Origin of the sequence: Actinokineospora terrae (assembly GCF_900111175.1) — a bacterium.
Taxonomy (GTDB): domain Bacteria; phylum Actinomycetota; class Actinomycetes; order Mycobacteriales; family Pseudonocardiaceae; genus Actinokineospora; species Actinokineospora terrae.
Map to the genome: position 1 here is coordinate 378,298 of NZ_FOGI01000002.1, position 25,621 is coordinate 403,918.

Genomic DNA, 25,621 nt, shown 5'->3' on the forward strand with positions numbered 1-25,621 from the left:
CGTTGTCGGGAATCAGGAGCGCGTGGTGGGCCGTCCGTTGCGAGTCGCCGTGGTGGGTGCCGGTCCGGCCGGGATCTACACCGTGGACGCGCTCATCAAGTCCGGCGCCGAGGTCAGCGTGGACCTCTTCGAGCGGATGCCCGCGCCGTTCGGGCTCATCCGGTACGGGGTCGCGCCGGACCACCCGCGGATCAAGGGCATCGTGGACGCGCTGCACCGGGTGCTGGACAAGCCGGGGGTGCGGCTGTTCGGCAACATCGACTACGGCGGCGACGTCAAGCTCGACGAGCTGCGCCAGTTCTACGACGCGGTCGTGTTCGCCACCGGCGCCGTCACCGACCGCCCGCTCGACATCCCCGGCGTCGACCTGGCGGGCAGCCACGGCGCGGCGGACTTCGTGTCCTGGTACGACGGGCACCCGGACGTGGCGCGCTCCTGGCCGTTGACCGCGCGGTCGGTGGCGGTGCTGGGCGCGGGGAACGTGGCGCTCGACGTGGCCAGGGTGCTGGCGAAGTCGGCCGAGGAGCTGCTGGTCACCGAGATCCCGGACAACGTGCACGCGGGGCTGGCCGCGAGCGCAGTCACCGACGTGCACGTGTTCGGCAGGCGTGGGCCCGCGCAGGCGAGGTTCACCCCGCTTGAGCTGCGGGAGCTGGACCACTCGCCGACCGTCGAGGTGATCGTCGACCCCGAGGACATCGAGTTCGACGAGGGCTCAATCGCCGCGATCCGGGCGTCCAAGCAGGTCGACATGGTGGTCAAGACCCTGCAGGAGTGGGCGATCCGCGATGTCGGCACCCGGCCGCGCAGGCTGCACCTGCACTTCTTCCACTCCCCCACCGCGATCCTCGGCGCAGGCGGCCACGTCACCGGCCTGCGCACCGAGCGCACCGAGCTGACCGGCGACGGCAGCGTCCGCGGCACCGGCGTCTTCCACGACTGGGACGTCCAGGCGGTCTACCGCGCGGTCGGGTACCTGTCGTCGCACCTGGCGGACCTGCCGTTCGACCACGTGTCCGGCACCGTCCCGCACGCCCAGGGCCGCGTCCTGGACATGGACGACGCGCTGGTCCCGGCGCGTACGTGTCGGGCTGGATCAAGCGCGGCCCGATCGGCCTCATCGGCCACACCAAGGGCTGCTCGTCGGAGACGGTCGCCTCGCTGCTCGCCGACGCCCCCACCCTGCGCCCCGCCGTCCACCCCGAGCCCACCGCCGTCGTCCGCTTCCTCAACGACCGCGGCATCGAGTTCACCACCTGGCAGGGCTGGAAGAACCTCGACGCGTACGAGCGGGCCCTGGGTGCCCCGCACGGCCGCGAGCGGATCAAGGTCGTCGACCGCACCGAGATGATCCGGGCCTCGCACCAGGGCTGACGCGCAGACCCGCGGACCGGCTCGCGCAGGGATCTGGCCCACACCCGACAGGCGGCGCCCTCTCGTCGTCGCGTCAGCCCGCGAGGATGACCTCCAGCGGCAGCCCCTGGTCGACTCCCCAGGCCTCGGCGAAGCGGCCGTCCTCGACGCGGAAGATCTCGATCAGCATCGGCGGCGTGCCGTCGGCCGGGGTCGGGATCCCCTCGATCGACGAGCGGACGGCGACCCGGTCGCGGTCGACCAGGACGTCCTGCGCCACGACGCGGTAGTCGGGGAAGTGGGCGACGAGGCGCCGCCAGGCCGCCTTGCCCGCCTCGAACCCGGCGCCGAGCGGGTGGCTGAAGAAGTCGGGGGTGTGCAGGTCGTCGGCCTGGTCGAACTGGCGGGTGTTGAAGCACTCCTGCATCCGTCGAACCAGGTCACCGGGGTCGGGTGTGGTCATCGGCGTGCGCTCCTCGTGGCCTAAACGGGTCGTCGCCCCGTTTGTGCCTCCGGACTATACGGTGCGCCGCCCCGGTTACACTAGGGTCGCCATGACCAGCACACCGCCCAAGCGCGCCCGTGACGGGGACCTGCGGGCCGACGCGCGCCGCAACCGCCAGCAGGTCTTGCGCACCGCGCAACGCCTGTTCGCGCGGGACGGCCTCGGGGTCCCGCTCGACGAGATCGCGCGCCGCGCGGGCGTCGGGCCCGGCACCGTCCACCGGCACTTCCCGACCAAGGAAGCCCTGTACCTGGCCGTGGCCATCGACGAGCTCGAACGGCTGGTGGCGGAGGCGAGGGCGCTCGCGGCGGGCGACGATCCCGCGGCCCTGTTCACCCAGCTGTCCCGGATGGTGGCCACGGGGGCGGAGAACGTGGCCGTGAAGAGCGCGCTGGTGGCGGCCGAGTTCGACCTGCGCACCGCGGCGCCGGAGGTCGCGGCGGACATCACCCGCGAGGTCGCGTCCTTGCTCGACCGCGCGCACGCGGCCGGTGTCGTGCGGCCTGATGTCACCGTGGACGAGGTCATGGCGCTGGTCGCGGGAGCCTTCGCCGCCATTCGGCACGCGGAGGCGGATCAGGAACGCTCAGCGCACCTCGCGGAGATCATCTTCGACGGGCTGCGCCGCCGCTGAGCTCCCCGTTGTCCACATGGCCTTGAGTTGTCCACAGATTCCGGTTGCCCCTCTGGGCAAGCCGCCAACGTCGATAGATTCGTCGGTGGGACCTCAAGCGGGGTCCGGACGCGGAATGGTTGAGGTGGTTCAGGTGGTGGCGAGCAGGGTGGTCGCATTCTCGCGGAGGGTGTCGCTGGGGTCGGTGGTGGCCACGGTGGCGAGTTCGGCGCGGAGGTCGTCCGACCAGGCGTCGGGAGGCCAAGTGGACACTGTGGACAGTGCGCCGGTGCGGTTGCCGACGACCGGGCTGCGCAGGGCGGTGATGAGAAGGTCGGTGCCGTGGCCGGGGTGGTCTTGAAGGGCCTGGATCGTCCACTGTAGAGCGTTGTGCGCACGCCACCGTTGTCCCAGGCCCGGTTCGTCGGCCGGGCCGGTTCCGATGTCGTCCAGTGGGAGGAGGTGTCCGGCGAGGGTGATCAGCTGTTCGGCGCGGGTGGGGTCGGCTTGGAGCCAGGCGGTGTACCACCAGGCGTCGAGGGGGTCGCGCTCGATCCAGGGCAGGTGCTGGGTGAAGGTGTCGGTTCCGCGGGCGCGGGCGGCTCGGTCGGCCAGGGTGAACTCGGCCGGGTCGAGGGAGTCGAGGCCGTCCTCGACGGGGCGGGTCCAGCGGGGGTCGGCGATGAGCGCGGTGGCGGTGTCCAGGCACGCCTGGTGGCGGTCCGGGGTCCAGCCGTTGGCGTGGGGGTCGTCCCACCAGTGGTCGTCGGTCAGGAAGGAGTGGATGTCGGCGAGGGCGACGAGGTCGGTGAGTGAGGTCGCCTGGCGTGTCATGTGGGTCAGGTACGCCTCGATCGCGTCGGCGGCGTCGGTGTAGTGGCTGATGTCCTGGGCCGGTCCACCGATGTCGAACAGGGCCTGGAAGATCGCGCCTGCCGCGGTCAACACCTCGCGGTCGACCCGCGGGGCGCGCAGCGCTTCCAGCAACCCGCCGGTCGTGGCGGCGATGTGGGCCAGGTACTGGTCCATCACGCTGGTGCGGAAGCCCTCCCGCAGGATCCAGCCGCGGATGGCCGGATCGGTGGTGTCCCGCAGCCGCTCCACGCAGTGGACGCGTCCCCAGCCGTCGACCGCCTTGGCCAGTGCCCAGAGCTCGCGCTCCGGATCGGGCAGGGAGTTCGACACGGCCACCGCGGCGTACAGCGTGAACTCGTCGTGGGCACCGAGCGTGCGCACCACGTCCAGGAGATCGTCCAGCCCGGTGGCGCCCAGCAGGGCGATGCCGACCTTGACCGGGCCCCGGTCAGCGGCCGTGGTGACCAGCCAGCGCGCCAACGCGTGGATCGCGCCCGGGTTCGCACCGGCGTCCTTCAGCCGGTCGATCACGTCGTCGATGGCGTCGAGCACCTCGACCTGCGCGGTGTGCTCGTACAGGTCGCGCAACCGCCGCGGGGACGGCTCGACACTGGCGGCGATCAAGAGCGCGGTGAGGTCTGCCGCGTGGTCCTCCCCGCCGGAGCCGCTGGCGTGGTGGACGAACACGCCGTCCTGCGCTCCCGGCGCCCAGGGCAGCCGGGAGCGGGCTCGCACCGCGGCGTCGTCGGGCAGGCTGAGATCGGTGAGCCTGCCCGAGTCGTCCAGGTTGCGCCGGAGGTGGTCGTGGATCGTCGGACCTGCTGCCACGGCGGGGAACTCGACTGGCATACCGCACTGTCCCACGGCCGGGCCAGTCACGTCATCGGGTGACGGCGCCCCCGAACAGCGCAACCCGGATCGCGCGCGGTGCGCACGTGAATCGGGCTCGGGTGAACGTCCGCCACTGTGGAGTGAGCGTCCCCGCCGACCGCAACCGGCGTCCGGCGCGGCGCGATGAAGCGAGGTGGATCGTGCCGACCCTGATGCCAGTGGAGGTTCTGTCGTGGACGTTTTCCCCGCAGCGCGCCGCCGTCCCCGATGGGGTGGTCCGGTCGCGGCAGTCCTGATGGCCGTACCCGCCGTCGTGGGCATCTCCGCGCCCGCCAGTGCCGCTCCGGTGGCGGCCGCGCCCGGCGAGCCCACCGCGCCGGTCGTGGTGTTCACCGAGGACTTCGAACGGGGCCAGGGCGCCGCCGTGACCTGGGTCGACGACTACGTGGGGCCGGGTCCGCTCGGTCAGACCTACACCGCGGACCCGGTCTGGCTGAGGTCGTGCAACGGCATCGTCGCCTCCGCGCTCAACCAGGCCGCCGACCCGCCCGGCGCGGGCTGCGGCGGGTGGTGGCCGCGGGTGAAGGACCTGGCCAGGGTGCTCGGCGACTGGTCGAACGGCACCGGTCCGACCAACCACGCCGTCACCGCCTACACGCACGCGGACCCCGGGGCGGGCCGGACGCAGCTGCAGAGCGTCACCCCGATCCCGCTGGCCGCGGTCAACCGCTTCGTGTCGTTCTCCGTCGACATCGCCGAGCAGAACTGCTACGCCCAGCACGCCCGCTACGCCTTCTACCTGCTCGACGGCGGCACCGCGGTCCCGACGTTCCAGCGGCCGATCACCCCGTGCGAGGACGCGACGACCGTCGTCAACGGGACCTCGGTCGGCACGTTCCACAGCGACGCGCCGGTGCTGTTCACCGGGACGTCGGTCGGCCTGCGGTTGGTGAACCAGCAGGCCAGCGGCAACGGCAACGACAGCGCGTTCGACAACATCCGGCTGCTGGACGTGACGCCGCGGCTGGACATCGGCTACGGGCCGGGCACGATCGAGGTCGGTCAGACCGCCGATCTGACCTTCACGGTCACCAACACCAGCGAGCTGAGCGCCAAGTCGGGGTGGTCGTTCCGGTTCGCCGTGCCGCCCGGTCTGACCGCCGTCAACCCGCCGCGCGCGACCACCTGCGCGGACATGGTCTTCTCGACGACCGGTGCCGCCGACTTCGCCGCCGCAGGCACCCTGCCCGCGGGCGCGGCGTCGTGCACCATCACCGTCCCGGTCCGCGCCTCGATCGTCGGCGCCCACCGCACCTGCGCGGACGACGTCACCCCGCTCGTCGGCCTCGACCCACCGGGCTGCACCACCCTGACCGTCGTCGGCCCGACCCTCGCCTTCGACGCCCACGCCCACGGCGCCCTGCTCTCCACCCCGCTCGCGCTCCTCCCGCCGCTGGCACCCGCCGACCTGACCTGCACCACGGCCCCCGGCACGGTCGGCTCGACCCTCGCCGACACCCCGATCCCCCTCGTCGGCAGCGCCGCCGTCATCGCGGACGAGGCCGCGGGCACCGTCGACGCCAACGGCCTGCGCACCGCCCGCGCCACCGCGCACACCTCGGCCCTCAACCTGCTCAACGGCCTCATCACCGCCGACGAACTCCGCGCCGAGTCGGTCGTGTCCAGCACCCCCAACGGCACCATCACCACCTCGGGCACCAGCACCCTGTCCAACCTCCGCGTCGCGGGCAGGCGGATCGTGCCCACCCCCAACCTGCGCATCACCATCCCCCTGGTCGGCACCATCACCACCGACGAACAACTCCCCCGCCCCAACGGAATCACCGTCAACGCCATCCACGTCAAACTCCTCCTCGGCACCGACATCGTGATCGGCCACACCCGAGCCTCGCTCAGCACCCCCGGCTCCCCCTGCACTCCCTGACCCACACCCCCAGGCGGCGCGCGCCCTTCCCCGACGCGCGCCGCCTTTCCCCTGCCCCAACCCGACTTTCACCCGTTCCAGCGACAGAAGTTATCCACATCTGGATCTTGTGCCGCCCTGTTCCAAGATCACCTGTCGGGGGGTACCGATAGACTGGCACTGGGACGCCCCCCGGAGAGGGTGGGGGCTGGGGCAGGACTGGCGTGCGCGCGCGAAGCCGGGTCCGGGGGCCGTAAGAGGGGCACGACGGGGGCACGGGTTGGCAAGTGCGGGGCGCACGAAGCTCTGGGTGGGGGCTGTTCTGGCGTTCGTCCTAGGGCTTCTCGCCTACGGGGCGGGGGTGTTCATGCTGTTGACCGGCGAGACCGAGGAATGGTGCGCCAAAGGCCTGGCCTCCTCCGACTCCCACCTCCAGAACATGCGAACCAGCCTGCTCCCCCTGGAAAACACCTGCGTCTTCGCCAACGGCACCACCTACGCCGAAATCCCAGCCTGGCTCAACCCCACCGTGTTCGCCTGCGCGGCCATAGCCCTGGTCTGCACCGCGGCCGCGATCCGGCTCGAGCGGCGCGCATGAGTCATCCGCAGTGAGGGGTCGGCTCGCGCACGTGTCGAGCGGCCCACCGTCATTCCCACCGCAGGCCCCTAGATGCCTTCGATCAGTGCAGCCAGGTGTTCACCGGGGCATCGTCGTACAAGCGCCACGCGGGAACCCTTGTCGCGGAGCGGTTCTCCGCAGGGCTGGCGAGGAGCTTGGTCTTCGCGAGCGCGAGGCGGAGGTGGCGGGCTCGCTCGTCGTCCGCCGCGAGGTCGAGGCGGACGGCGAGCTTTCGGGCGCCCGTGTCCAGCACACCGTCGGCGACGTAGCCGTCCAAGTGGGTGTTCAGCGAGACAGCACCGGTGCCCAGTGCGGACAGTGCTTCGTACAGGCGCGGCAAGAGGTCGTCAGCGGAGCCGTCCGGTGTCGGTTCTGGTGGCGCCTCAGCGGCGGCGACCAGCGCGGCGCCGACACCCCCGAGTGATGCCCACAGGTCCCTGTCGCCCACGACGACGAGGTGCGCCCTCGCCCTCGTGATGGCCACGTTCCACAAATAGGTCTGACGCTGCACCCACCCGACGGTCGAACGCGGCATGGTCGCGGACACGACGAGGGAGAACACGATCGCGTCGCACTCCCCGCCCTGGAAGGTGTGCACCGTACCGACCCTGACCCGCTCGACACCGGCGAACTTGCGCGCCAGCAGGTCCTTCTGCCCGGCGAACGGGGTGACAACACCGATCGTCGCGTCGGCGGGGAGCAGGCCGATCAGCTGGTCCACCCGCTGGACCACCTCGTCGACCTCGGCGTCGTTGCGCCACGACCCGCCGGGTGGTCGAACGGCCGCACCTGGGACGTCGGCCCACGAGACGGCGGGGAATGCGGCCCCGCGCTGCGCGTGGACGTCGGTGAGCACGGTCAACTCGCCACCGTAGAACCGCTGGTTCGGCAGCGCGATGATCTCGGGATGGCAGCGGAAGTGCTCGTCGAGCAGGAAACTGCGACCTGCCGCGGCTTCGAAGGCGTGGAAGGTGGAATGCCGGTGGTAGGTGGCGCGCAAGCCCTCCAGCCAGGCAGCACTCACCCCGATGCGAGACCTGACCCGCCGTTCGTCCTCGTGGCCGAGCTTGCGCACCGGCGGCAGCTGCATGGGGTCACCGATGATCAACGCCCGCCTCGCCCGGAACAGCAGCGGCAGGCTGTGCGGCACCAGGCATTGGCTGGCCTCGTCGATGATCACCAGGTCGAACAGCGCGGCAGCCGTGGGGAAGCGTCGAGCACTGAGGCTCGTGACCGCCCACCCGCGCACGTGCGGCAGCACGCGGCGGACCTCGTTCCAGTCACGACCATCCGCCTGGAGCAGTTCGTTCAGCGCGCGGATGCCCGAGCGCCCTCCCTCGGCGACCGCGACCCGCAAGCGCTCCGCTGCCGCGTCGCGCACCTGCCGGTCGGCGTCCGCGGCCCGGGTGTCGAGTTCGGCGTCGGTCGGCAGCGACTCGGCGCGGAGGTGCAACGTGCGCCACGCGCGCTCGGCCTCGAAGCGGTCGGCGACCAGTGCGCACGTCTGCGGCGCGTCTCCCTCCAGCCAGCCGAGCCCGCGCAGCAGCGCCCGGCGGCGGCGCCTGCCGAAGAACCACGCGGTGACCACCTTCCGCGAACGGGCCTCCCAAGCGGCCCACTCCCGCTCGTCGGGCAGCTGGTCGGGCCCGCCCGCCTGCTTCCACCGCGACCTCGCGCGGCTCCTGGTGCCGCTGGACTCCAGCAGCTCCGACTCGACCCCCGCCTTGGCCTCGAACTCCGCGGTGACGGCTGCCCGGAGCTCGATCGCGAGCCGCGCGCGCACCTGCGCGGTCGTGGAGTTGACCGCGGGCGGCGGTGACCCCATCAGAACTGCCAGGGTGTCGGCCTCCACCTGCCGCTTGCCCTTGCTGCCGGTGCGGACGACCGAGCCCGGCACGATCCGGTTGCAGCGGTCAGCGACCTCGTCGACGGCCTGGTTGTTGGTCGAGGCGACGAGCACGGTCTGGCCGTTGGCGACCGCGGTGGCGACCAGGTTGCCGACGAGCTGGCTCTTCCCGGTGCCCGGCGGGCCGGTGGCCACGGTGAGCACGGTCGTCATCGCGGCCGCGATCACCCGGTGTTGTGCCTCGTTGGCCTGCAGGGGGGTGACCGGTTGCCACTCCCGCGCACGCACGTCCCTGCGCGTGTGCGGGAGCAGGGCGCCGAGCGCGGTCTCGGCGATGGATCCGCGTTTGCCGTCGATGTAGGCCAAGTCCTTCAGCAGACCCTCGGTGGCCTTGACCTCGCGCGTGGTGGTGAAGAGCAGAGCCGTGTTCCTGGCGCCGCTGACGGGTGTGCTGAGGTCGAGGTCCGCTGCCATCGCCGAGGGGTCCAACCTCTGCACGTCACGCATGCCGAACAACTCACGCAAGTGGTGGTTGACGTCCTTGACGAGCTGGCTGTGCGATCCCGCGTGCCACGACGGCGTGTAGGTGTCCACGAACTCCGCCGCCTCCTCCTCGCTGAGGAAGGTGCTCGCGAACGCGCGGTGCGGTTCGACCGGTCCGAAGGGTTCGAGCACAACTCCTCCCGGCGTCCGCACGACGGCCACACGGCGGACGAACATCGGCGCGATCCTGGTGTTCCGGTTCGCCTTCCGGTTCCCGTCACTGAGGAACGCGACAGCCGGGTAGCCGTACCAGAGTTCCGCGTCCTCCTCGACAACCAGGTCGACCAGGTGCTCGGCCCCGGGCGGGACCTCGCACTGCCCGCTCGGCCCGAGGTCGCCGGACAGGACCCGTTCGTGCCCGCCGACGCAGACGAACGCGTCGCCTGCCTGGCCTGCGAACATGAGCTCGGGCCGGGCCTCGTCGGAACGCAGGCAGGCTTGGTAGTACTCGAGGAGGACCTGCCAAGGATCCCTGCCGGACACCGTGCCCTCGGCAACCGCGGTGGGCAGCGCGGGAGGTTGCCTGGACGCGGGCGTCACCGGGTCGAGTCGCAGCGCGGATCCGCGCCACGCCTTCGCCACGATGATCTCGTCGTTCACGCCCAACGACGACTTCTCCGGCGTCTGGCCCGCTTGTTGCCTGCGAACCCGCTCCGACACGTGCTGGAACAGCTCGTCCACACCGATGCGGCCATCCCCGTCGCGGTCCGCGACACCGGTCAGCAGCGCCCGCACGAGCTCACCGGTGAACAGCGACGGTGCCGGACTCCCGTCCTGGTCGACGCCGCCACCGAAGGACGCCTCGTCGGCGCTGGAAGAGGACAGCACGTACACCCCGCGGCTGCGCAGCAGGGGCCCAGCGTCCACGACCTCCTTGCGCGGCTTCTTGCTGGTGGCGAAACCCCGGGTGAACCCGCCGCTCTGGCAGCAGTCGAGCACAGCGATCTTCTGCGCGGCCGCGCACTGCTCCAGCCTCTCGTTCACGAAGTCCGCGCTGACCGCGGTGTCCTCGAACCGCTCGGCGGTGGTGTCGGCCGCGAGGAAGAAGAACCTGCCGTCGGCGGCGGCCGACGAGGTCCCGTGCCCGCTCAGGTACAGCACGACCTGCTCATCGTGCCGCGAGTCCGCGAGAAAGTCGGCGATGGTCGCGCGCACGGTGTTCGCGTCGGCGTCCTGCAGGACCTCGACGAGGTCGAACGCGCCGATCGACGGGTGGCGCAGCACCTGGGCGAACAACTCCGTGTCGGCGCGCGTGCAGGGTAGCGAACCGAATCGCTGCTCGGCGTAGTTCTCGGTGCCGATCAACAACGCACGCTTGGTCAACCGCGTCAAGTGCTGTCCCCCCTGGGAAATGGTGACACGAGGCTCCAGCCGAGCATCCTGGCGAAGGGCGCGCCCGCTGTCCGGGGATCGGCGGCTGATCACCCGAACGAACCAGCGATCACGTACTGTTGCTCGCGCCGAAGAGGACGGGAAGGGGTATCCGGTCATGGGAGTCCCACAGCAAGAGGGTGGCGGGTCGCTCGAGGAGAAGGGGATCGTGCTCGACGTGTCGCACCCCATGGGCCTGTCAGAGCCGGTGACGGCCTCGCCGCCGCCGGTGCCCGCCGCACCGCAGGAGCCGCAGGCGCCGTCCGAGGACTCCTAGAGCGCGATGCCCGCGACCCCGATCGCGGTGGCGATCTTCCTGCTCGTGGCGGTCCCCGGGGTCGTACTCGAACTGCTCCGCCAGCGGACACGCCCAGGTCGTCACGAGAGCGTCTTCGTCGAGACGAGCAGAGTGCTCCTGGGCGGTGTCGCGGTGAGCGGCGTCAGCCTTGTCGCGCTGGGTCTCCTGCGGACCGCGGCGGGCGCGCCACTGGTCGATCCGCGTGCACTGGTGCTTCGCCCGACCTATGTCGTCGACAACCTGTGGCTGGTGGGCGGGTCGACGGGGTTGTTCCTGACCGTCTCGACCACCCTCGCGGCGCTCTACCACTACTCGACCGCCTATCCCGGCCTGCACGCCGGAGTCGTCCCGGAGAGTGCCTGGGTCACCGTGTTCGCCCGATGGGCGAACCGGGTGGCGGTCGCGAACGCCGATCAGCTCGCGGGCAAGCGGCTGGTCACGCAGGTCCAGGTGGACCTGGAGGACGGAACCGCCTACATCGGCACGCGGGAGTCGTACTCGGCGGACGTGCAGCAGGACAACCGCGAGATCGTGTTGACCAGACCCCTGCTCCGCGTCGACGCCAAGGGTGACGCAGAGCCGTTGGACGCGAAGTGGCAGCACGTGATCATCAGCAACACCCGGGTGAGCGCGATTCGCGTGCTGTTCACCACCACGGCGAGTACCGGCGACCCTGGCGGTGGCGGCACCGTGCGCGGCACTTCGCGAGTGACCAAGGTGGCGAGGTTCCTGACCACGGACCGCCGCGGGCTCTGGCTGCTTCTGCTCGCGCAACTCGCGATTCCGGCGGTGATCGGGTTCGTGCGGTGAGATCGCGCGGCGAGTGTCAGTGGTTGGCGTGGTAGTGGCGGCGGATCTGGGCGTCGGTGAGTTGGGTTCCGTAGACGGCGAATTCGTCGAGGGTGCCTACGAGGTAGTCGCTGGAGGGGCGGTTGGGGTAGTTGGGGAGGCCGCCGCCGCCCCAGCGCCAGTAGCCGGTGAAGTTCTGGGCGGTTGTGGTGGTGGCGTCCTGGGCGACGAGGTTGCCGTCCACGTAGAGCTTCATGCCCGCGGCGCCGAGGCTGGCGGAGACGTGGTGCCAGGTGCCGTCGGTGTAGGTGGTGGCCGAGGTGATCGACTTGATGGTGGACGGGTTGACGGCGAAGACGAGTTTGCCGTTCTTGTCCAGGTAGATCACCCGGTCGCGGCTGGTGCTGCTGGCGCTGGTCGTGTTGTAGAAGCCCGCGATCAGTCCGCCCCAGGGGCTGGAGGTCTTGAACCAGGCCTCGATCGTGAACGTCGACGGGTTCGCGAAGCTGGTCAGGTTGCTCGCGTTGGCGGTGCCGTTGAACGCGACGGCGGTGGCCGCGGTCTGGCCCTGCTGAGCCCCTTGCAGCGCACCGACCTGCCCCGCGGTCATCGGCGATAGCGCGCCCGCGACCGGTAGCGCGGGCGGCGCAGGGGAACCCTCGTTGTAGAGGTCCTGAACCTGCGACGTGGACAGCGCGGCCTGGATGGTGCGTACCTTGTCGAGGTAGCCGTAGAAGTAGTCCATCTGGGACCCGCTGCGCAGGGCGCGTCCGACCTGGACGGTCCCGGTGGCGTTCCACGGCGTGCCACCGCGCGAAGCGGTGTCCTGAAGCACGCCGTTGACATAGAGGCGGATGACCTCGGTGCCCGACTGGTACACGCCGACGATGTGGTACCAGCCGTTCTGCTGCGCGATGGCGGAGCTGTAGACCGCGTCGTAGGTCGGCGAGTTGGCGTCGGTGCGCGGAATGCGGAAGCACCACCGCGTCGAGGCAATGTCAGCGCCCAGCAGGTAACCGCTACCGACGCTGCCTTGCTGCGCGACGATACTGCGGTCGCCGTTAGGAGTCGTCAGGTAGGCCCACCCGGACACGGTGAAACTCTCGTCGGTGCGCAGTGACGCGGCCTGGCTCACGGTCCAGCTGCTAGAGCCGTCGAAGTAGCCGGAGGTGCCCGCGACCGAGGTGTCCGACCACTGCACGTTGTTCATCGTGCCGTAGTTGCCGTTGCCGGAAGAGTCGGACACGGTCGTGGCCAGGTTGTCGTCGTACTGCCAGTCCATGCTCGGCCGGGTGAACGTGTCGTCGATCTCGGCTGCGGTCAGGACCCGGTTGTAGAGCTGCACCTCGTCGATGCGACCCGGCCAGTTCTGCACGCCAGCGCTGCCGTTGTAGCCACGGCCGATGGACAGGGCCCCCGTCGCGTTCCAGCCACCGCTGCGGCTGGTCGTGCCCTCCAGCACGCCGTTGAGGTAGATCTTCATCTGGTTGTTGACCGAGTCCCACACGCCGACCACGTACGTCCACGCGTTGGCGATGGCGCTCGAACTGGACGACACCCGCACCGTGGACGCGCCAGTGGTGTCGGACGCGGGCATGGTGAACGCGTACTTCGTCGTGGCGGGGATGTAGGACAGCGCGAACGAGTTGACGTTGACGCCGTCCTTGGCCAAGAACGTCCGGTCCACGCCACCGGCGCTGCTGATGTAGACCCACGCGGCCGCGGAGAAGCTGGTGTCGGTGCGCACGGCGAACGTGGAGGCGCTGATGTAGTCGTCGATGCCGTCGAAGGTCACCGAACGGCCGGTACGACCAGTGGTGTTCCACGCGGCGCCGTTCTGGAGAGTGCCGGTGTAGCCGTAAGGGCCGCTGTCTGTAGCCGACGTGCCGCTCTGCTCCAGGTTGTACTGGGCGTTCGGCGCGCTAGCAGCGTCATAGATGCCGCTGATCTCGCTCGCGCCGAGAACGCGTTGGTACACACGGGCATCGTCAAGCGAACCCGACCACGGGTAGAGCCAACTGCCGCCCCTTAGGATGCCTCCCGCGACCAGCGAGCCGGTCGCTTTCCACTCGTAGGCGTCCGCGCGGGCCTGGGAGGTCTCCAGGCTGCCGTTGACGTAGATCCGGATCACGTTGTTGGGGTCGTCATAGACGCCGACCAGGTGCACCCAGGTACTGGCGGCGGTAGAGGTAGTGGACTGCGCGTAATCCTCGGTGCCGCTGGACGTGTCCGCGCGGGGCATGCCGAAACGCCACTTGCCGCCCTGCTGGTAGAGGTACCAGGCGCCGGTGTTGGCACCTTGGTGCGTTATCGCTACCGCCGTACTGCTGGCCGAGGTGGTCTTGACCCAGATCGACACGCTGAAGCTGGTGTCGGTGGCGATCGGGTTGGTCGCGCTGATCACCCGGTCGTTCACCCCGTCGAACACCACGGCGCCGCCCAGCACCCCGGTCCCCCAGGTGGGGCCGTTGGTGAGGACGCCGGTGTCCACCGACCCCGAGTTGTCGCCGGTGTTGGTGCCGGTGCCCTCGTCGAAGCGCCAGTGCGTGTACGGGCCGTTCGTGGGCATGTTGTACTGCCCCGGCCTGCTGTTGGTCGAGGAGTCCGCCGCCGTGCTGGTCGCCGAGGACGACTGCGCCTCTTCCTGGCGGTGGTAGAACAGCGGGCTGTCGCCGGTGACCGACGCCGAGTACGTCGGGAACGTGGCCGACGAGCCGAGCGCGTTGCCCGCGTTCGCCGAGGTGGCCGTCCACGCCGCGAAACCGCCGTTCATCGAAGCGAACAGCAGAACGCCAACAACCGCGACGAGGAGGACTCGCCGCGTGGTCGTGGTGGGACGCCTGTGAGAGCGTCGAGGTGGGCCGATGCTCGGCGGCCCTTGCGATGGTCTCCTAGGTCGTCGCCACGCGAGTACGGCCAGCCCGGCCAACACGGCGATGGCCGCTAGGAGCGACATCCAGTCGCCTACGCGGACCCAGTGGGCAGGTAGGCCCACCCACGGCACACGGAGCCTGCCTTGGCCGTGCACCATCTGCTCGGTTATCGGGGTGCTGTCGGCGTCGGCGTTAGCGTCACCTTTCGTGACGAGGGTGGCGTCGTCGTTGACCTTGAGGACGCGGTGCATCAGGACGTGGTCAGGGCGCGTGGGGTCGTCGAAGGCGACTACGGCGCCCGGCACGGGGTGGTCGGTGAGAAGGCCACCGACGACGACCACGTCACCGGTGCGGATCGCCGGGCTCATGGAACCGGACAGGACGACGTAAGAGTGCCAGGACAGGACGATAGGAAGCACGCACCACACGACCAACCAGAACAGACCGGACAGCACGGAACCCGCGAGGTAGCTCAAGACCGACACGGCCCTGCTACCCCACGTCCTTCGCGTCCTCGTCACGGTCACCACCGCCGCGTCACTCAACTCCACACAGGCAGCCGCCCGTCAGGAGCTCAGCGCTCCACGACCGAGCCCCGCCCCGAGGACGGCCAGGCTCGCCCGAGTGCGTCGGGTAGTTGTCACGGGCATCAGGTCACCTCATCCAGTCGGGCTTATAACCCGGTGAATCGGACGTGACCGGGACTACAGGAGCAGGCACCCGGGTGTGGCACGGGAGCACCCCGGTTGTGGAGGGGTTCCCCTATTCGATCCAGGCGGTCGGGTGGGTCCTCGAAACGGTGATCGGCCGAGGGGTTCCTGGAGCGTTCACGCCGTGATCATGTGGTGGAGCTCGGGTGTTCGGGGTGGGTGGGGAGGGTCGGAACGGCCGGTTGGGCGATCATGAGGGTGGGCGTCGTGGGTGGATCGCGGGTTGGGTGGCGGGGTTGTCTGGTCGTGGCGTCCGCGGTGGTGTTGGGGGCGGTGGTGGTGCCGCGGGCCGCGGCGGCTCCTGCTGATGATGTGCGGATCAACGAGGTGGTGACGACGGGGGGCGTCAACGACTCGATCGAGCTCTACAACAAGGGCACCGTCGCCGTCGACATCTCGGGGTGGGTGCTCAAGGACGACAACAACAGCTCCTCGTACAAGATCGCCAACGGGACCACGTTGACCCCGGGGGCGGCGCGGGCGTTCGACGTGCACGACAAGTTCGGGCTCGGGTCCAGTGACGACGCGCGGCTCTACCTGGCCAACGGGACCACCCTGGTCGACAGCGTCAGCTGGGCCGAGCACTCGGACCCGTCCTGGTCGCGGTGCGCGGATGGGACGGGCGCCCTGCGCGCGGCCTCGGTGACCCTCGGGGGTCTCAACGACTGCGTGGCGGCGACCGCGTGGCCCGGTGGCAGCTCCGTGGCGAACGCCGACGCGGCCAACGTCTTCGGGTCCGACCTCAGCGGCCTCTACCAGGAGGGGAACGTGCTGTGGGGCGCGCAGAACTCCGGGAAGCTGTGGCGCTTGGTCCCCAACGGCACCGGCGGTTGGCAGCCGGACACGGGGTGGACCACGGGTAAGACCCTGCGGTTCCCGGGTGGGACCGGCGCCCCTGACAGTGAGGGTGTGACCGTCACCGGCGCTGGGTCCGCAGGTGGGGTGTTCGTCTCCAGTGAGCGCAACGGTTCGGGCAGCAGCCGCCTGTCGGTGCTGCGGTATGACGTAAGCGGGTCGGGTAGCACGCTCACCGCCACGAAGGAGTGGAACCTTACTGCCGGTTTGCCTTCGGTAGGGGCGAACCTGGGTCTGGAGGGGATCACCTGGGTCCCCGACTCGGCGTTGACCGCTGCGGGCTTCCGGGACGAGTCGACCGGCGTGGCGTACGTGCCCTCGCAGTACGGCGCGCACACCGGCGGCGTGTTCTTCGTCGGCGTGGAAGGCACCGCGGCGGTCTACGGCTACGTGCTCCTGGACTCCGGCTCGTTCACCCGCGTCGCCACCATCAGCAGCGGCCTGGCGGGCGTCATGGAACTGCAGTGGGACGCCCAGGCCACCCGCCTCTGGGTCGTGTGCGACGACACCTGCGACGGCGAGCACCGCACCTTCCGCGTCAACTCCTCCGGCGTCTTCGCCACCACCGCCGTGTACGACCGCCCGTCCGGCATGTCCAACCTCAACAACGAGGGCTTCGCGATCTCGGCGACCTGCACCGCGGGCAGCAAGCCGGTCTACTGGTCGGACGACAGCAACACCAGCAGCCACACCCTCCGCCGAGGCACCATCAACTGCTGACCGACCCCCACTTCCCCGGGCAGCCTCTATCGCCCGGGGGAGTCCATATCGAGGCTCTTCAGAAGACCTAGAGCGAAGGCCAGTACTAGCGCTGGCGCACCACCCCCCGAAGAACCGCCGGCTTTCCGGTGCGTGTCAGCCGATTTGCCGCCCCAGCGACCGAAATCCCGTGCCAGACTGGGACTCGTGCGTGACGAGCAGCGGGGTCACACCGGGTCCGACGTGCACAACGCGGTGGACGGGACTGTCGGTGGGGCTCTGGTGCAGGCGGGCACCGTCATTACCGGTGGGGTACACGTCCACAGGGTCGTCCGGCTGTGGGTCGTGGGCGTCGTCGTCGCGGTGGTGGCGGCGGGACTGGCCGTGTGGTCGCTCGTGCCGGAGTCCGGGCCCGCGCTGCTCGTTCGGGTCCGACCGGTGTCCGATCCGGTCTGGGCGTGGGTGTTGCCGGGCCCAGTCGCCGAGGACGAGCTGGCGCGGGTGGCGTTGACGAGCGTCACCGCGGACCGGGACGCCGGGTTCCTGGCGTTGGGCGGGGTGCCGGGCGGGTACGTGAGGACGGCGGTCGGCGGGGTGGAGAAGTCCGCCAACTCGCACCAGATCTCGCTGGTCGGCAACCGCGACGAGCCCGTCCGGTTGATCGGGATCCGCACCAGGGTGCTGCGCCGCACGCCGCCGTGGGACGGGACGCTGGTCGGGCACCCGCCGCAGGCCGAGCGCGACGTCCGGCTGGTCGTCACCGATCTGGACGACCCGGACGGGGCCGTGCGGGTGCAGCAGGGGCCGGGCGCTCCCGAGCGGCCCTACCTCGAGACCAAGGCGATCTCGCTGCCCAGGGGCGACGACATCGTCTTGCAGTTGACCGCCGCGGTCGGGGCGTCGCACTGCGAGTGGGAACTGGAGCTCACCGTCGCCTACGGCGAGGAACCCGGGCAGACGCTGCGGGTCCGCGCGGACGGCACCGAGACCGGACCCGCGTTCACCACCTCGGCCTGGGACCCCACCTGGCCGTACCGAGGCGGGTACTTCGTCGTCCTCCCGGTCGACGGTCCCGCCAGGATCGCACTGGAGAGGGTCAAGTGACGCGCACGTCCACCCTGCTCGTCCTGCTGGTGCTCGCGGGCTGCACCGCGGCTCCCGACGAGCCCGAGGTGCCACGCACCTGGCTGGTGTGGCAGGACAACAACGGCGTGTTCGCCCTCGACGGCGACAAACCGCACCGACTCGGCTCCTACCAGGTCGGCGGGGTCGCGATCGCCCCGGACGGCACAACCGGTGCGGCGGTGCTCAGCGACGACAGCCTGGGCACCGACGCCGAACTGGTCGTGTGGTCGCCGAACGGCACTGAGCGGCGGGTCCCGTGCGGTGCGTGCAAGGGCGCGGTCATCGCGGGCGACGAGGTGCGGACCGCGGATGTGGAAGGCGATTACATCCGGCGGTTCAACCGCTGGGACGGCAGCTTCCTCGGCACGGTCCTGGCTCCTCCGCCGCGACTCGAGCACGAGCCCGTCGTGGCACCGCGCGAGGTGATCGCGGCGACCGCCGAGGTGACCGTGCTCAGGTACACCGCCGCCGAACTCCCGGACAGCGACGCGCTCTACGCGATAGGCGTCGAGGGTTCCGTGCGCTGGGAACGCGTCCTCGACCTGCCCGCCGCGCAGTTCGTGGTCGACCCCACCGGGACGACGTTGGCGTTCACGGCGAGGACGGGCGACGCGTCCTGCGGTGGGATGCGGTCGAGGCCGGTGCTGCTGGACCTCGACTCCGGCAGGCTCCTCCCGTCGACTGACCCACCGGTCGACCCGGACCTGGCGGGCCTGATCGTCGACCTGTCGTGGAACGGGCCCAACCTGGTCGCGGTGACGACGGTGATCGCGCGCACCGACACGACGTGCGCCGAGGACCGCCCCAACACCATCGCCGAACGCCGAGGCGACCAGTGGGACCGCGCCGTCGACTCGATGGTCCACCAACACCACACCCTCCCCGGCGGCAGGCAGGTACGGGTAACAAGCCCAATGCTCGACCTGGAAATCACCGACGGTAGGACTACCCGTGCCCTCGCAGGCGACGCCATAGTCCTCGCCAACCTGCCCAGCCGCACGGCCGCGTCCCTGGAGTGGCCCGCATAGGCCGACACGGGTTCACCGCCGCAGCTGTGTGACCAATGCGCCCGCGGCCGACGCCTTCGGTGAGCCCAGCCGCAGGTACTCCGCCAGCGCCCACTGCGCCTCGGCGAGCGCCCCGGGATCCGCCTCGCGCGCGGCCGCCCTGGCGAATCCCAGCGCGGCATGGGCCAGGTTGATCTCGGAGCCGGAGTCGCGGGACTTCGCGCGGACGAAACCGAAGTGTGCCCGTGCCCGAGCCAGCTCGGACCTGGCGGGCACGAGGTCGTCGCGCGCCAGTGCGAGATCACCCAGGGCCAGGTGGGTGCGCACCATCCCGGCGTGGTTGTTGGTCATCGTGAACAGCCGCAGGGCCTCGGCGTAGGCGGGGGCCGCCTCGTCGGGCTTGCCCTGTTCGAAGCGCAGGACGCCCATCTGCAGCTGGATGTCGCCCTGGCCGACGGGGTCGTTGTGCGCCACGTAGACCGCGAGCGCCTCGGCGAGGGTGAGCTCGGCGGAGGCGAGGTCGCCGACCGCGATCTGGGCGGCGCCGAGGTGGTGCAGGACGTTGGCCCGGCCCGGCCGGTCGTCGTGCGCCACCATGATCCGCAACGACCGCTCGAAGAGGGCGATGGCCTCGGCGACCCGGCCGAGTTCGAGGGTCGTGTTGCCGAGCATCCGCAGTGCGGTGGCGACGCCGCGCTGGTCGTCGGCCTCGGCGTAGGCCAGCTGCGACCGGGTGAACCGCTCGGTGGCCGCGGCGTACCTGCCGCGCAGCAGCTCGACGATGCCCAGTCCCTTGAACGCGTTGGCCCGCCCGAGCTCGTCCCCCAGCTCGGTGCACAGCTGCAGCGCCTGGAACAGCGAGTCGGCCGCCGCGGCGTAGTCGCCGATCTGGTACTCGACGACGCCGAGGCTGTTCAACGCGTTCGCGCGCCCTTGCAGGACCCCGCAGGCGTTGTAGAGCTGCACGGCCTCGGCGAGGTGGTCGGCCGAGCGCTGGTAGTCGCCGACCAGGCCCTCGACCTTCGCCAGGTCCATCAGCGCGTCGGCCTTGCCGAGGTCGTCCCCCGCCGCGGTCGCCGCCCGGATCGCGGTCTGGTGGATGGGTTGCGCGTGCCCCCAGTAGCCGTAGGACCGCAGGAACGGGTGCAGGTAGGTGGAGAGCCGCACGACGTCGGGGTGGTCCGCGGCGCTGTCGACGACCGCGGCGATGGTGGGCAACTCGGCGGTCAACCACCGCAGCGCCTGCGCGGTGTCCAGGACCGGGTAGGCGTGCCGGGACGGCACGGGCGGCGTGGGGTCGGCCGGTGTGCGGCGCGCGGGCACGTGGGTCCCGGCGACGTACACGTTGTGCAGGTAGAAGCGGAGCAGCCGGGTGACCACCTCGGCGCGGACCGGGGCGGTCAGCACGTCGGCCTTGAGCCGCGCGTAGGAGCGCAGCAGGTCGTGGAACCGGTAGCGGCCGCCGATCCGCTCGTCGACGAGGTGGCGCTGGTGCAGGGCCTCCAGTTCCCGGCGGACGTCGCCGAGCGGCAGGTCGAGCATCTCGGCGACGGCGTGCACCTCGATGTCGGGTCCCGGGTGCGCGCCGAGGAGGCGGAAGAGGTCTTGCTGCGGCAGCGTCAGCCCGCGGAAGGAGGTGTCGAAGGCGAGCCGCACCGAGCGGTCGCCCTCCTGCAGGTCGGTCAGCTGGTTGTGGTCCTCGCTCCACTGCGCGATGACGTCCTCGGCCGTCCACCTGGGGTGGCCGTGCAGGTGCGAGGCGACGATGCCGATGGCGAGCGGCAGGCGGCCGCACAGCTCGACCAGCCTGCGCACCCCGGGGCTGTCGACGACGTCGGCGCGCCTGGCCAGCCGGACCAGCATGGTGATCGCGTCGCCGGTGGGCAGCGTGTCGATGGTCAGCGACACGCCGCCGTCGAGGTCGACCAGCCGGGTGCGGCTGGTGATGATCACCAGGCTGCCCGGGGTGGCGGGCAGCAGCGGCCGCAGCTGGTCGTGGTCGGCCACGTCGTCGAGCACCAGCAGGTACCGCTTGCCCGCCGTCCTGGCCCGCCACAGCCGGGCGCGGTCGTCGAGGTGGCCGGGGATGTCGTCGAGCGGGATGCCGGTCTCGCGCAGCAGCGACTGCAGCGCGTCGGTGGGCCGCACCGGGCTCTGGCCGGGCACGTGCCCGTGCAGCTCGAGGAACAGGGGCCCGTCGGAGAAGCGGTGGGCGATCCGGCGGGCCACGTGCAGCGCGAACGCGGTCTTGCCGACCCCGGGCATCCCGTCGATCGAGTACACCCAGCCGCCGTGGGTGGTGCCGGTACCCGCTCGCTCGACCGCGGCCACCAGCTTGGTGATCTCCGCGTGCCTGCCGGTGAAGTCCGCGGCCGCGCGGTGCAGGATGAACATCGCCGACGGCACGACGGGGGGCGCGGCGACCGGGTCCGGCGAGCGGGGCACCGGCCGGGCGGCGACCAGTTCCCGCACCCGCGCGACCGTCTCCGGAGCGGGCTCGGTGCCCACGATCTCGCGCATCCGCTCCACGACCTGGCCGCACCACGGGTCGATGTCGCCGCGCCGCCCCGCGCGGGCCAGCGCCTCGACCCCGAGCAGCAGCAGCCGGTCGTCGAGGCCGATCTGCCCGTCGACCGGGTCGAGCGCGGCCACCACCTCGTCGAAGCGGCGGTCGCGGGTCCAGATCACCAGCATGTCGTGCAGGGCGGCCCTGCGCTCGTCGTGCAGCCGCTGGCGGCGGCCCTCGGCCCAGTGCCCCCGCACGCCGGTGAGCGCGGGACCGCGCCACAGGTCGAGCGCGGAGCGCATCAGCGTCGTGTCCCCGGAGCGGCGGGCGATCGCCATGTCCGCGGCGAAGCGCTGGTAGTCGACCTGGTCGCGGGCGCAGCGCAGCGAGTAGGCCTGGGTGAACCGGTCGTAGTGGATCTCGTCGCCCGCGGTCCCGGCGGCGCGCAGCGCGGCGCGCAACCGGCGGGCGTAGCGGTCGAGGGTGTCCTGGGTGCGGTCGCTCTGCTCGGCCTCGGACCAGAGCCGGTCGATCAGCGCGGTGCGGGTGATCCGGCGTCCCAACGAGAACGCCAGCGCCGCGAGCAGGCCCCGTTCCGGCGACCGGTCCAGGGTGTCCGTCCCCGTGGGGCCCGCTATCCCGACCGCGCCGAGCAGTTGGATCTCCATGGTGCCCCCGAGAGCGTTCACCTTGGCGGAGTGGGTGACTCGTGTGGACAAGAGGGTTGCCGTGCGCGCGAGCGCACCACCCGGATCGCCAGGCGAGGCCACCAGGCGGTGGTGTGGACCTCACCGACCCGGTCGATCTCGGGCGAAAAGGATCTCAGCACGACCTGCCCGGCACAAGGGTGACGAGCCACACACGGCGGGTTGGTGAATGTCCGGGATCTTGTCCGGTTGGTGTCCGCCCCGCTGTCCGGGTGGGCGCGCGACCCTGGGTCCATGGAGTTCACCGAGCACGGTCCGCCCACCGGCCACCACCTGCCGGACAACGGGTGGACGGAGTCCGAACACTGCGTCGACGCGGGGTGCCCGCGGGCGGGGGAGGTGCGCTGAGATGGCGCGGATCATCGAGTTCCTGGCGGTCGACGTCGAGGCGGAGCTCTGCCGGGAGGACCGCGTTGGCAGCTGAACCGGCCGCGCGCCTGCGGGTCAAGGCGGCACACCACCCGGTCCGCGACGCGCGCGGCACCATCCGACTCGGCGGGTCCGTGCCCGGTCTCACGACCGGGATCAGCGACCCGGACGGGTGGATCTGGCATCTTCTGTCCGAACTGGACGGTCGACGGCCGGTGGCCGACGTGGTCGCCGCCGTCGCCGCCCGGTTCCCGGCTCGCGGCGCCGACGACGTCCTCGCGGCGGTGCTCGACCTCGCGGACGCGGGCTTCCTGGAGGCGGTGGCCGACCGTTCGCCGCTGTCGCCCGCCGAACGGGAGCGCCACGACCGGGGCATCGCCCTGCTGGCCTGGATGGACCGGACGTCGCGCGTGCCCGAGACGGTCCAGGTGCTCCTGCGGGACGCGCGGGTCACGGTCGTGGGAGTCGGCGGGGTCGGGTCCAGCGCGGCGTTGGCGTTGTGCGCGTCCGGGGTCGGGGCGGTGCACTGCGTGGACGGCGACGTGGTGGAGCTGTCGAACCTCAACCGCCAGGTCCTCTACACCGAGTCCGATCTGGGCCGCCCCAAGGTCGCTGCCGCCGTGGCGCGGTTGCGCGCGCACAACTCGGATGTCGAGGTCACCGGTGAGGTCTACCGGGTGCGGGACGCGGCCCAGGTGCGGCGGATCGCCGCCGACTGCGACGTCGTGGTCCTCGCCGCCGACGAGCCCGCGTCGATCCGGGAGTGGACCAACCGCGCCGGGCTGGCCACGGGCACCCCCTGGGTCCACGCCGGGTACCACGGGCCGATGGTGGTCGTCGGGGCGTACCGGCCGGGCTCCGGCCCTTGCTACGAATGCGGTCTTACCGCGAACGCGCCGCGGCGAGAGCCGCTGCCCGGTGTAAGCGCGCCGCCGAATCCGGCGAACGCCATCACCGCGGCGATGTCCGGGAACCTCGCCGCCCACCTGGCCATCAGCCTGCTGACAGGTGTACCCGCGGTTCCGCTCAACCGGGCGTACCACCTGAACCTGGTCACCCTGGTCGATCACGGTCTGGGTCAGGTGGTGGTTCCTCGGCCGGATTGCGCTGCCTGCGGGCGTTCCTAGACGCGGCGTACTCGGCCGCTGCGTATTCCGCCTCCGCGGTACGCAGCCGTGCCGCCTCGTCGGCCGCCCTGGGGTCACCGGTCTGGACCATGACCGCCACGGCCGCCCTGAGGGAGCGCAGCGCCCCGCCGCTGTCGCCGGTGGCCGCCTGGGACACCGCGAGGACCGAGTGGACGTCGACGAGCAGGTATGGGGGCACCGATCGCCCGAACCTGGCCAGCAGCTCGGTCCCGAGGCAGACGGCCCGGTCGTGCTCGCCCATCCGCTGCCACGCGAGCGCCGCGCCGAGCAGCGGGCTGGCCTGGCCGCCGGGGTGGCCGACCACGCCGCGCAACTGCTGTTCCCGGTCGAAGTGCGCCAGGGCCTGGCGGTGCCTGCCGAGCGCGACCAGGATCGCGCCCAGGTTGGACTCGACCACCGCCTCGGAGCGGACATCACCCAGGTACCTCGTCAGGGGTAGCGCGCGCCGGTAGTGGTCGATCGCCTCGCGGTACCTCTTATGCGCCCTGTGCGAGTAACCCAAGCCGCACAACGCCTCGTACACCCGCCTGAAGTCGCCTTGCTCCTGTCCCAAGAGCAACGCCCTGCCCAGGTCGCGATCCGCGTTGCCCCACTGCCCCAACTCCTGCCAGGTGTCAGCGCGTCGGACGAGCAGCACCGCCTCGGCGCGCTGGTCTCGCGCCGCCACGGCCGACCGTAGGCCCAGGCATTCCGCCTCTAGGCGCAAGCGCCACAGCGGCCGTGGGAGCAGCGTCAGGAATCGGCAGCCACCCGCGAGCCGCACCGCCTGCGTCCACATCCCCGACCGGTGCGCGAGGCGCTGGCACGCCAGCAGGTTGTGGGTCTCCACCCCGAGCCACGCCAACGCCGCCGATCGGTCCACGCCCGGCAGTGCTTGCGCGGGCAGGTGGTCCAATGCGGCGTTGCGCGGGAAGGCGGTCCGATCTGCGGCGTCGGCGGTCGCCGCGTACCACTCGACAAGGTGGGCCGTGGCCGCTCTAGTGTCGGATGCTGGTTCGTCGCGGGTAACGCGGTCCACCGCGTAGGCATGCACGAGGTCGTGCATCCGGTAGCGATCACGCGCTGCCGCATCGACGAGGTTCGCCGCCACGAGAGAGGCTAGAGCCGCTGCGACTGTGTGCCGGTCGAGTCGGGTGAGCGCAACTACGGCCGGGATCCCGAAGTCCACGCTGGGGTGTAGTCCTAGGCGGCGGAACACGAACCTCTCAATCGCGGCGAGTCGGCGGTAAGAGGCGTCGAAAACAGCCCGAATCGAGGTGACCCGGTCGCCTGGTGTGCTGAGGAAGGTCAACCTGTCGCTGTTCGCGAAGTCGGCCACCGCGCGGTCCAACTCGTGGTGGCCATGTCCCGCCGCCCACGTCGCGGCGATGCGCAGCGCCAACGGGAGCCCACCGCACAGCGACGCCAAGAGCGCGGTCGGCCGGGCCGCGGCCGCAGGGAGGGCTGAGCGGACCAGCGCGACCGCGTCGGACTGCGGGAGCGTGCCGAGCCGGATCGGGATCGCCCCGTCGACCGCGCACAGCCCACGCAGACCGACACGCCCGGTCACGATCGTCAAGCACCCGTCGGCCCCGGGCAGGAGTGGACGGACCTGCTCCGGCGAGTGGGCGTCGTCCAGGACGACCAGCACGCGCCGGGTCGCGCAGTGGGTGCGGAGCAGGTTGGTCTGGGCGCGCGTCGTCGTGGGGATGTCCTCGGTGGCGTAGCCGAGGCCGGTCAGCATGGTGGACAGCGCGATCGCGGGCGGGAGCGGGGGCGCCGGTCCGTGGCCGCGCAGGTCGACGAACAGCGTGCCATCGGGGAAGCGGTACTGGTTCCGGTGCGCCCAGGTCGTGACCAGGGCGGTCTTGCCCGCCCCGGCCAACCCCTCGACGACGACCAGGCCCGCGTCGGTCCTGTCCAGACTGGACAATTCCGGGACACGGCCGACGAAGCCGCGCACCGGTGGCGGGAGTTGGCGGGGCCGGTCCGGGTTCGCGGACCGCACGGTGAGGTGGCCGATGGTGTCGGCCTGGACGATCGTGCCCGCGGTGGCGTTGGTGATCGAGTTCCGCGACATGTGCCCTCCTGCACGC

The 25,621-nt window shown here is 71.1% G+C and carries 15 protein-coding genes and 1 pseudogene; 10 read left to right on the forward strand and 6 right to left on the reverse strand.

Annotated elements, in window-relative coordinates:
* Nucleotides 1–52: 52 nt before the first annotated feature.
* Nucleotides 53–1,374: pseudogene (locus tag BMY07_RS05015) on the forward strand (FAD-dependent oxidoreductase).
* Nucleotides 1,375–1,447: 73 nt separating this feature from the next.
* On the opposite strand, the gene BMY07_RS05020 reads toward BMY07_RS05015, so the two are convergent.
* Nucleotides 1,448–1,816 (reverse strand): ester cyclase, encoded by a 369-nt coding sequence (locus BMY07_RS05020; RefSeq protein WP_092775248.1) that lies wholly within the window; start codon nt 1,814–1,816, stop codon nt 1,448–1,450.
* A 91-nt stretch (nt 1,817–1,907) separates the two neighbouring features.
* Between BMY07_RS05020 and BMY07_RS05025 the strand changes: the two genes are divergently transcribed.
* Nucleotides 1,908–2,492: a TetR/AcrR family transcriptional regulator gene (locus BMY07_RS05025; protein ID WP_092775249.1), complete on the forward strand. Its 585-nt coding sequence runs from the start codon at nt 1,908–1,910 to the stop codon at nt 2,490–2,492.
* A gap of 129 nt (nt 2,493–2,621) precedes the next feature.
* On the opposite strand, the gene BMY07_RS05030 is transcribed toward BMY07_RS05025, so the two are convergent.
* Complete coding sequence (locus BMY07_RS05030; protein ID WP_092775250.1) at nt 2,622–4,175, reverse strand: hypothetical protein; 1,554 nt, start codon at nt 4,173–4,175, stop codon at nt 2,622–2,624.
* Nucleotides 4,176–4,389: 214 nt separating this feature from the next.
* Between BMY07_RS05030 and BMY07_RS05035 the strand changes: the two genes are divergently transcribed.
* Nucleotides 4,390–6,102 carry a choice-of-anchor P family protein gene (locus BMY07_RS05035; protein WP_143073361.1) on the forward strand — a complete coding sequence of 571 codons (1,713 nt, stop codon included), beginning with the start codon at nt 4,390–4,392 and terminating at the stop codon, nt 6,100–6,102.
* 289 nt (nt 6,103–6,391) lie between these two features.
* A complete protein-coding gene (locus BMY07_RS05040; protein ID WP_092775252.1) occupies nt 6,392–6,679 on the forward strand; it encodes a hypothetical protein in 288 nt (95 codons plus the stop codon).
* Between the two features lie 82 nt (nt 6,680–6,761).
* Here the strand turns inward: BMY07_RS05040 and BMY07_RS05045 are convergent, their stop codons facing one another.
* Nucleotides 6,762–10,421: a caspase, EACC1-associated type gene (locus BMY07_RS05045; RefSeq protein WP_177215450.1), complete on the reverse strand. Its 3,660-nt coding sequence runs from the start codon at nt 10,419–10,421 to the stop codon at nt 6,762–6,764.
* Between the two features lie 157 nt (nt 10,422–10,578).
* On the opposite strand from BMY07_RS05045, the gene BMY07_RS34145 reads away from it, so the two are divergent.
* Nucleotides 10,579–10,737: a hypothetical protein gene (locus BMY07_RS34145; protein ID WP_177215451.1), complete on the forward strand. Its 159-nt coding sequence runs from the start codon at nt 10,579–10,581 to the stop codon at nt 10,735–10,737.
* Nucleotides 10,738–10,743: 6 nt separating this feature from the next.
* Complete coding sequence (locus BMY07_RS05050) at nt 10,744–11,568, forward strand: DUF6338 family protein (RefSeq protein ID WP_092775254.1); 825 nt, start codon at nt 10,744–10,746, stop codon at nt 11,566–11,568.
* 16 nt (nt 11,569–11,584) lie between these two features.
* Here BMY07_RS05050 and BMY07_RS05055 read toward each other — a convergent pair whose 3' ends face one another.
* Nucleotides 11,585–14,905: a signal peptidase I gene (locus BMY07_RS05055; protein ID WP_177215452.1), complete on the reverse strand. Its 3,321-nt coding sequence runs from the start codon at nt 14,903–14,905 to the stop codon at nt 11,585–11,587.
* 471 nt (nt 14,906–15,376) lie between these two features.
* On the opposite strand from BMY07_RS05055, the gene BMY07_RS05060 reads away from it, so the two are divergent.
* The 3 genes from BMY07_RS05060 (at nt 15,377) to BMY07_RS05070 (ending at nt 18,837) form a co-directional block, all read left to right on the forward strand.
* Nucleotides 15,377–16,705: a lamin tail domain-containing protein gene (locus tag BMY07_RS05060; RefSeq protein ID WP_218150598.1), complete on the forward strand. Its 1,329-nt coding sequence runs from the start codon at nt 15,377–15,379 to the stop codon at nt 16,703–16,705.
* Nucleotides 16,706–16,891: 186 nt separating this feature from the next.
* Nucleotides 16,892–17,788 carry a hypothetical protein gene (locus BMY07_RS05065; RefSeq protein ID WP_092775257.1) on the forward strand — a complete coding sequence of 299 codons (897 nt, stop codon included), beginning with the start codon at nt 16,892–16,894 and terminating at the stop codon, nt 17,786–17,788.
* Complete coding sequence (locus BMY07_RS05070) at nt 17,785–18,837, forward strand: hypothetical protein (RefSeq protein WP_092775258.1); 1,053 nt, start codon at nt 17,785–17,787, stop codon at nt 18,835–18,837. The genes BMY07_RS05065 and BMY07_RS05070 overlap by 4 nt, the downstream gene beginning before the upstream one ends.
* Nucleotides 18,838–18,849: 12 nt before the next feature.
* On the opposite strand, the gene BMY07_RS05075 is transcribed toward BMY07_RS05070, so the two are convergent.
* A complete protein-coding gene (locus BMY07_RS05075) occupies nt 18,850–22,011 on the reverse strand; it encodes an ATP-binding protein (RefSeq protein ID WP_143073362.1) in 3,162 nt (1,053 codons plus the stop codon).
* Between the two features lie 431 nt (nt 22,012–22,442).
* Here BMY07_RS05075 and BMY07_RS05080 point away from each other — a divergent pair, with 431 nt between their 5' ends.
* Nucleotides 22,443–23,525: a HesA/MoeB/ThiF family protein gene (locus BMY07_RS05080; protein ID WP_245782212.1), complete on the forward strand. Its 1,083-nt coding sequence runs from the start codon at nt 22,443–22,445 to the stop codon at nt 23,523–23,525.
* On the opposite strand, the gene BMY07_RS05085 is transcribed toward BMY07_RS05080, so the two are convergent.
* Nucleotides 23,452–25,605 carry a tetratricopeptide repeat protein gene (locus BMY07_RS05085; RefSeq protein WP_092775260.1) on the reverse strand — a complete coding sequence of 718 codons (2,154 nt, stop codon included), beginning with the start codon at nt 25,603–25,605 and terminating at the stop codon, nt 23,452–23,454. The two genes, BMY07_RS05080 and BMY07_RS05085, sit on opposite strands and share 74 nt — an antisense overlap.
* Between the last annotated feature and the right edge of the window lie 16 nt (nt 25,606–25,621).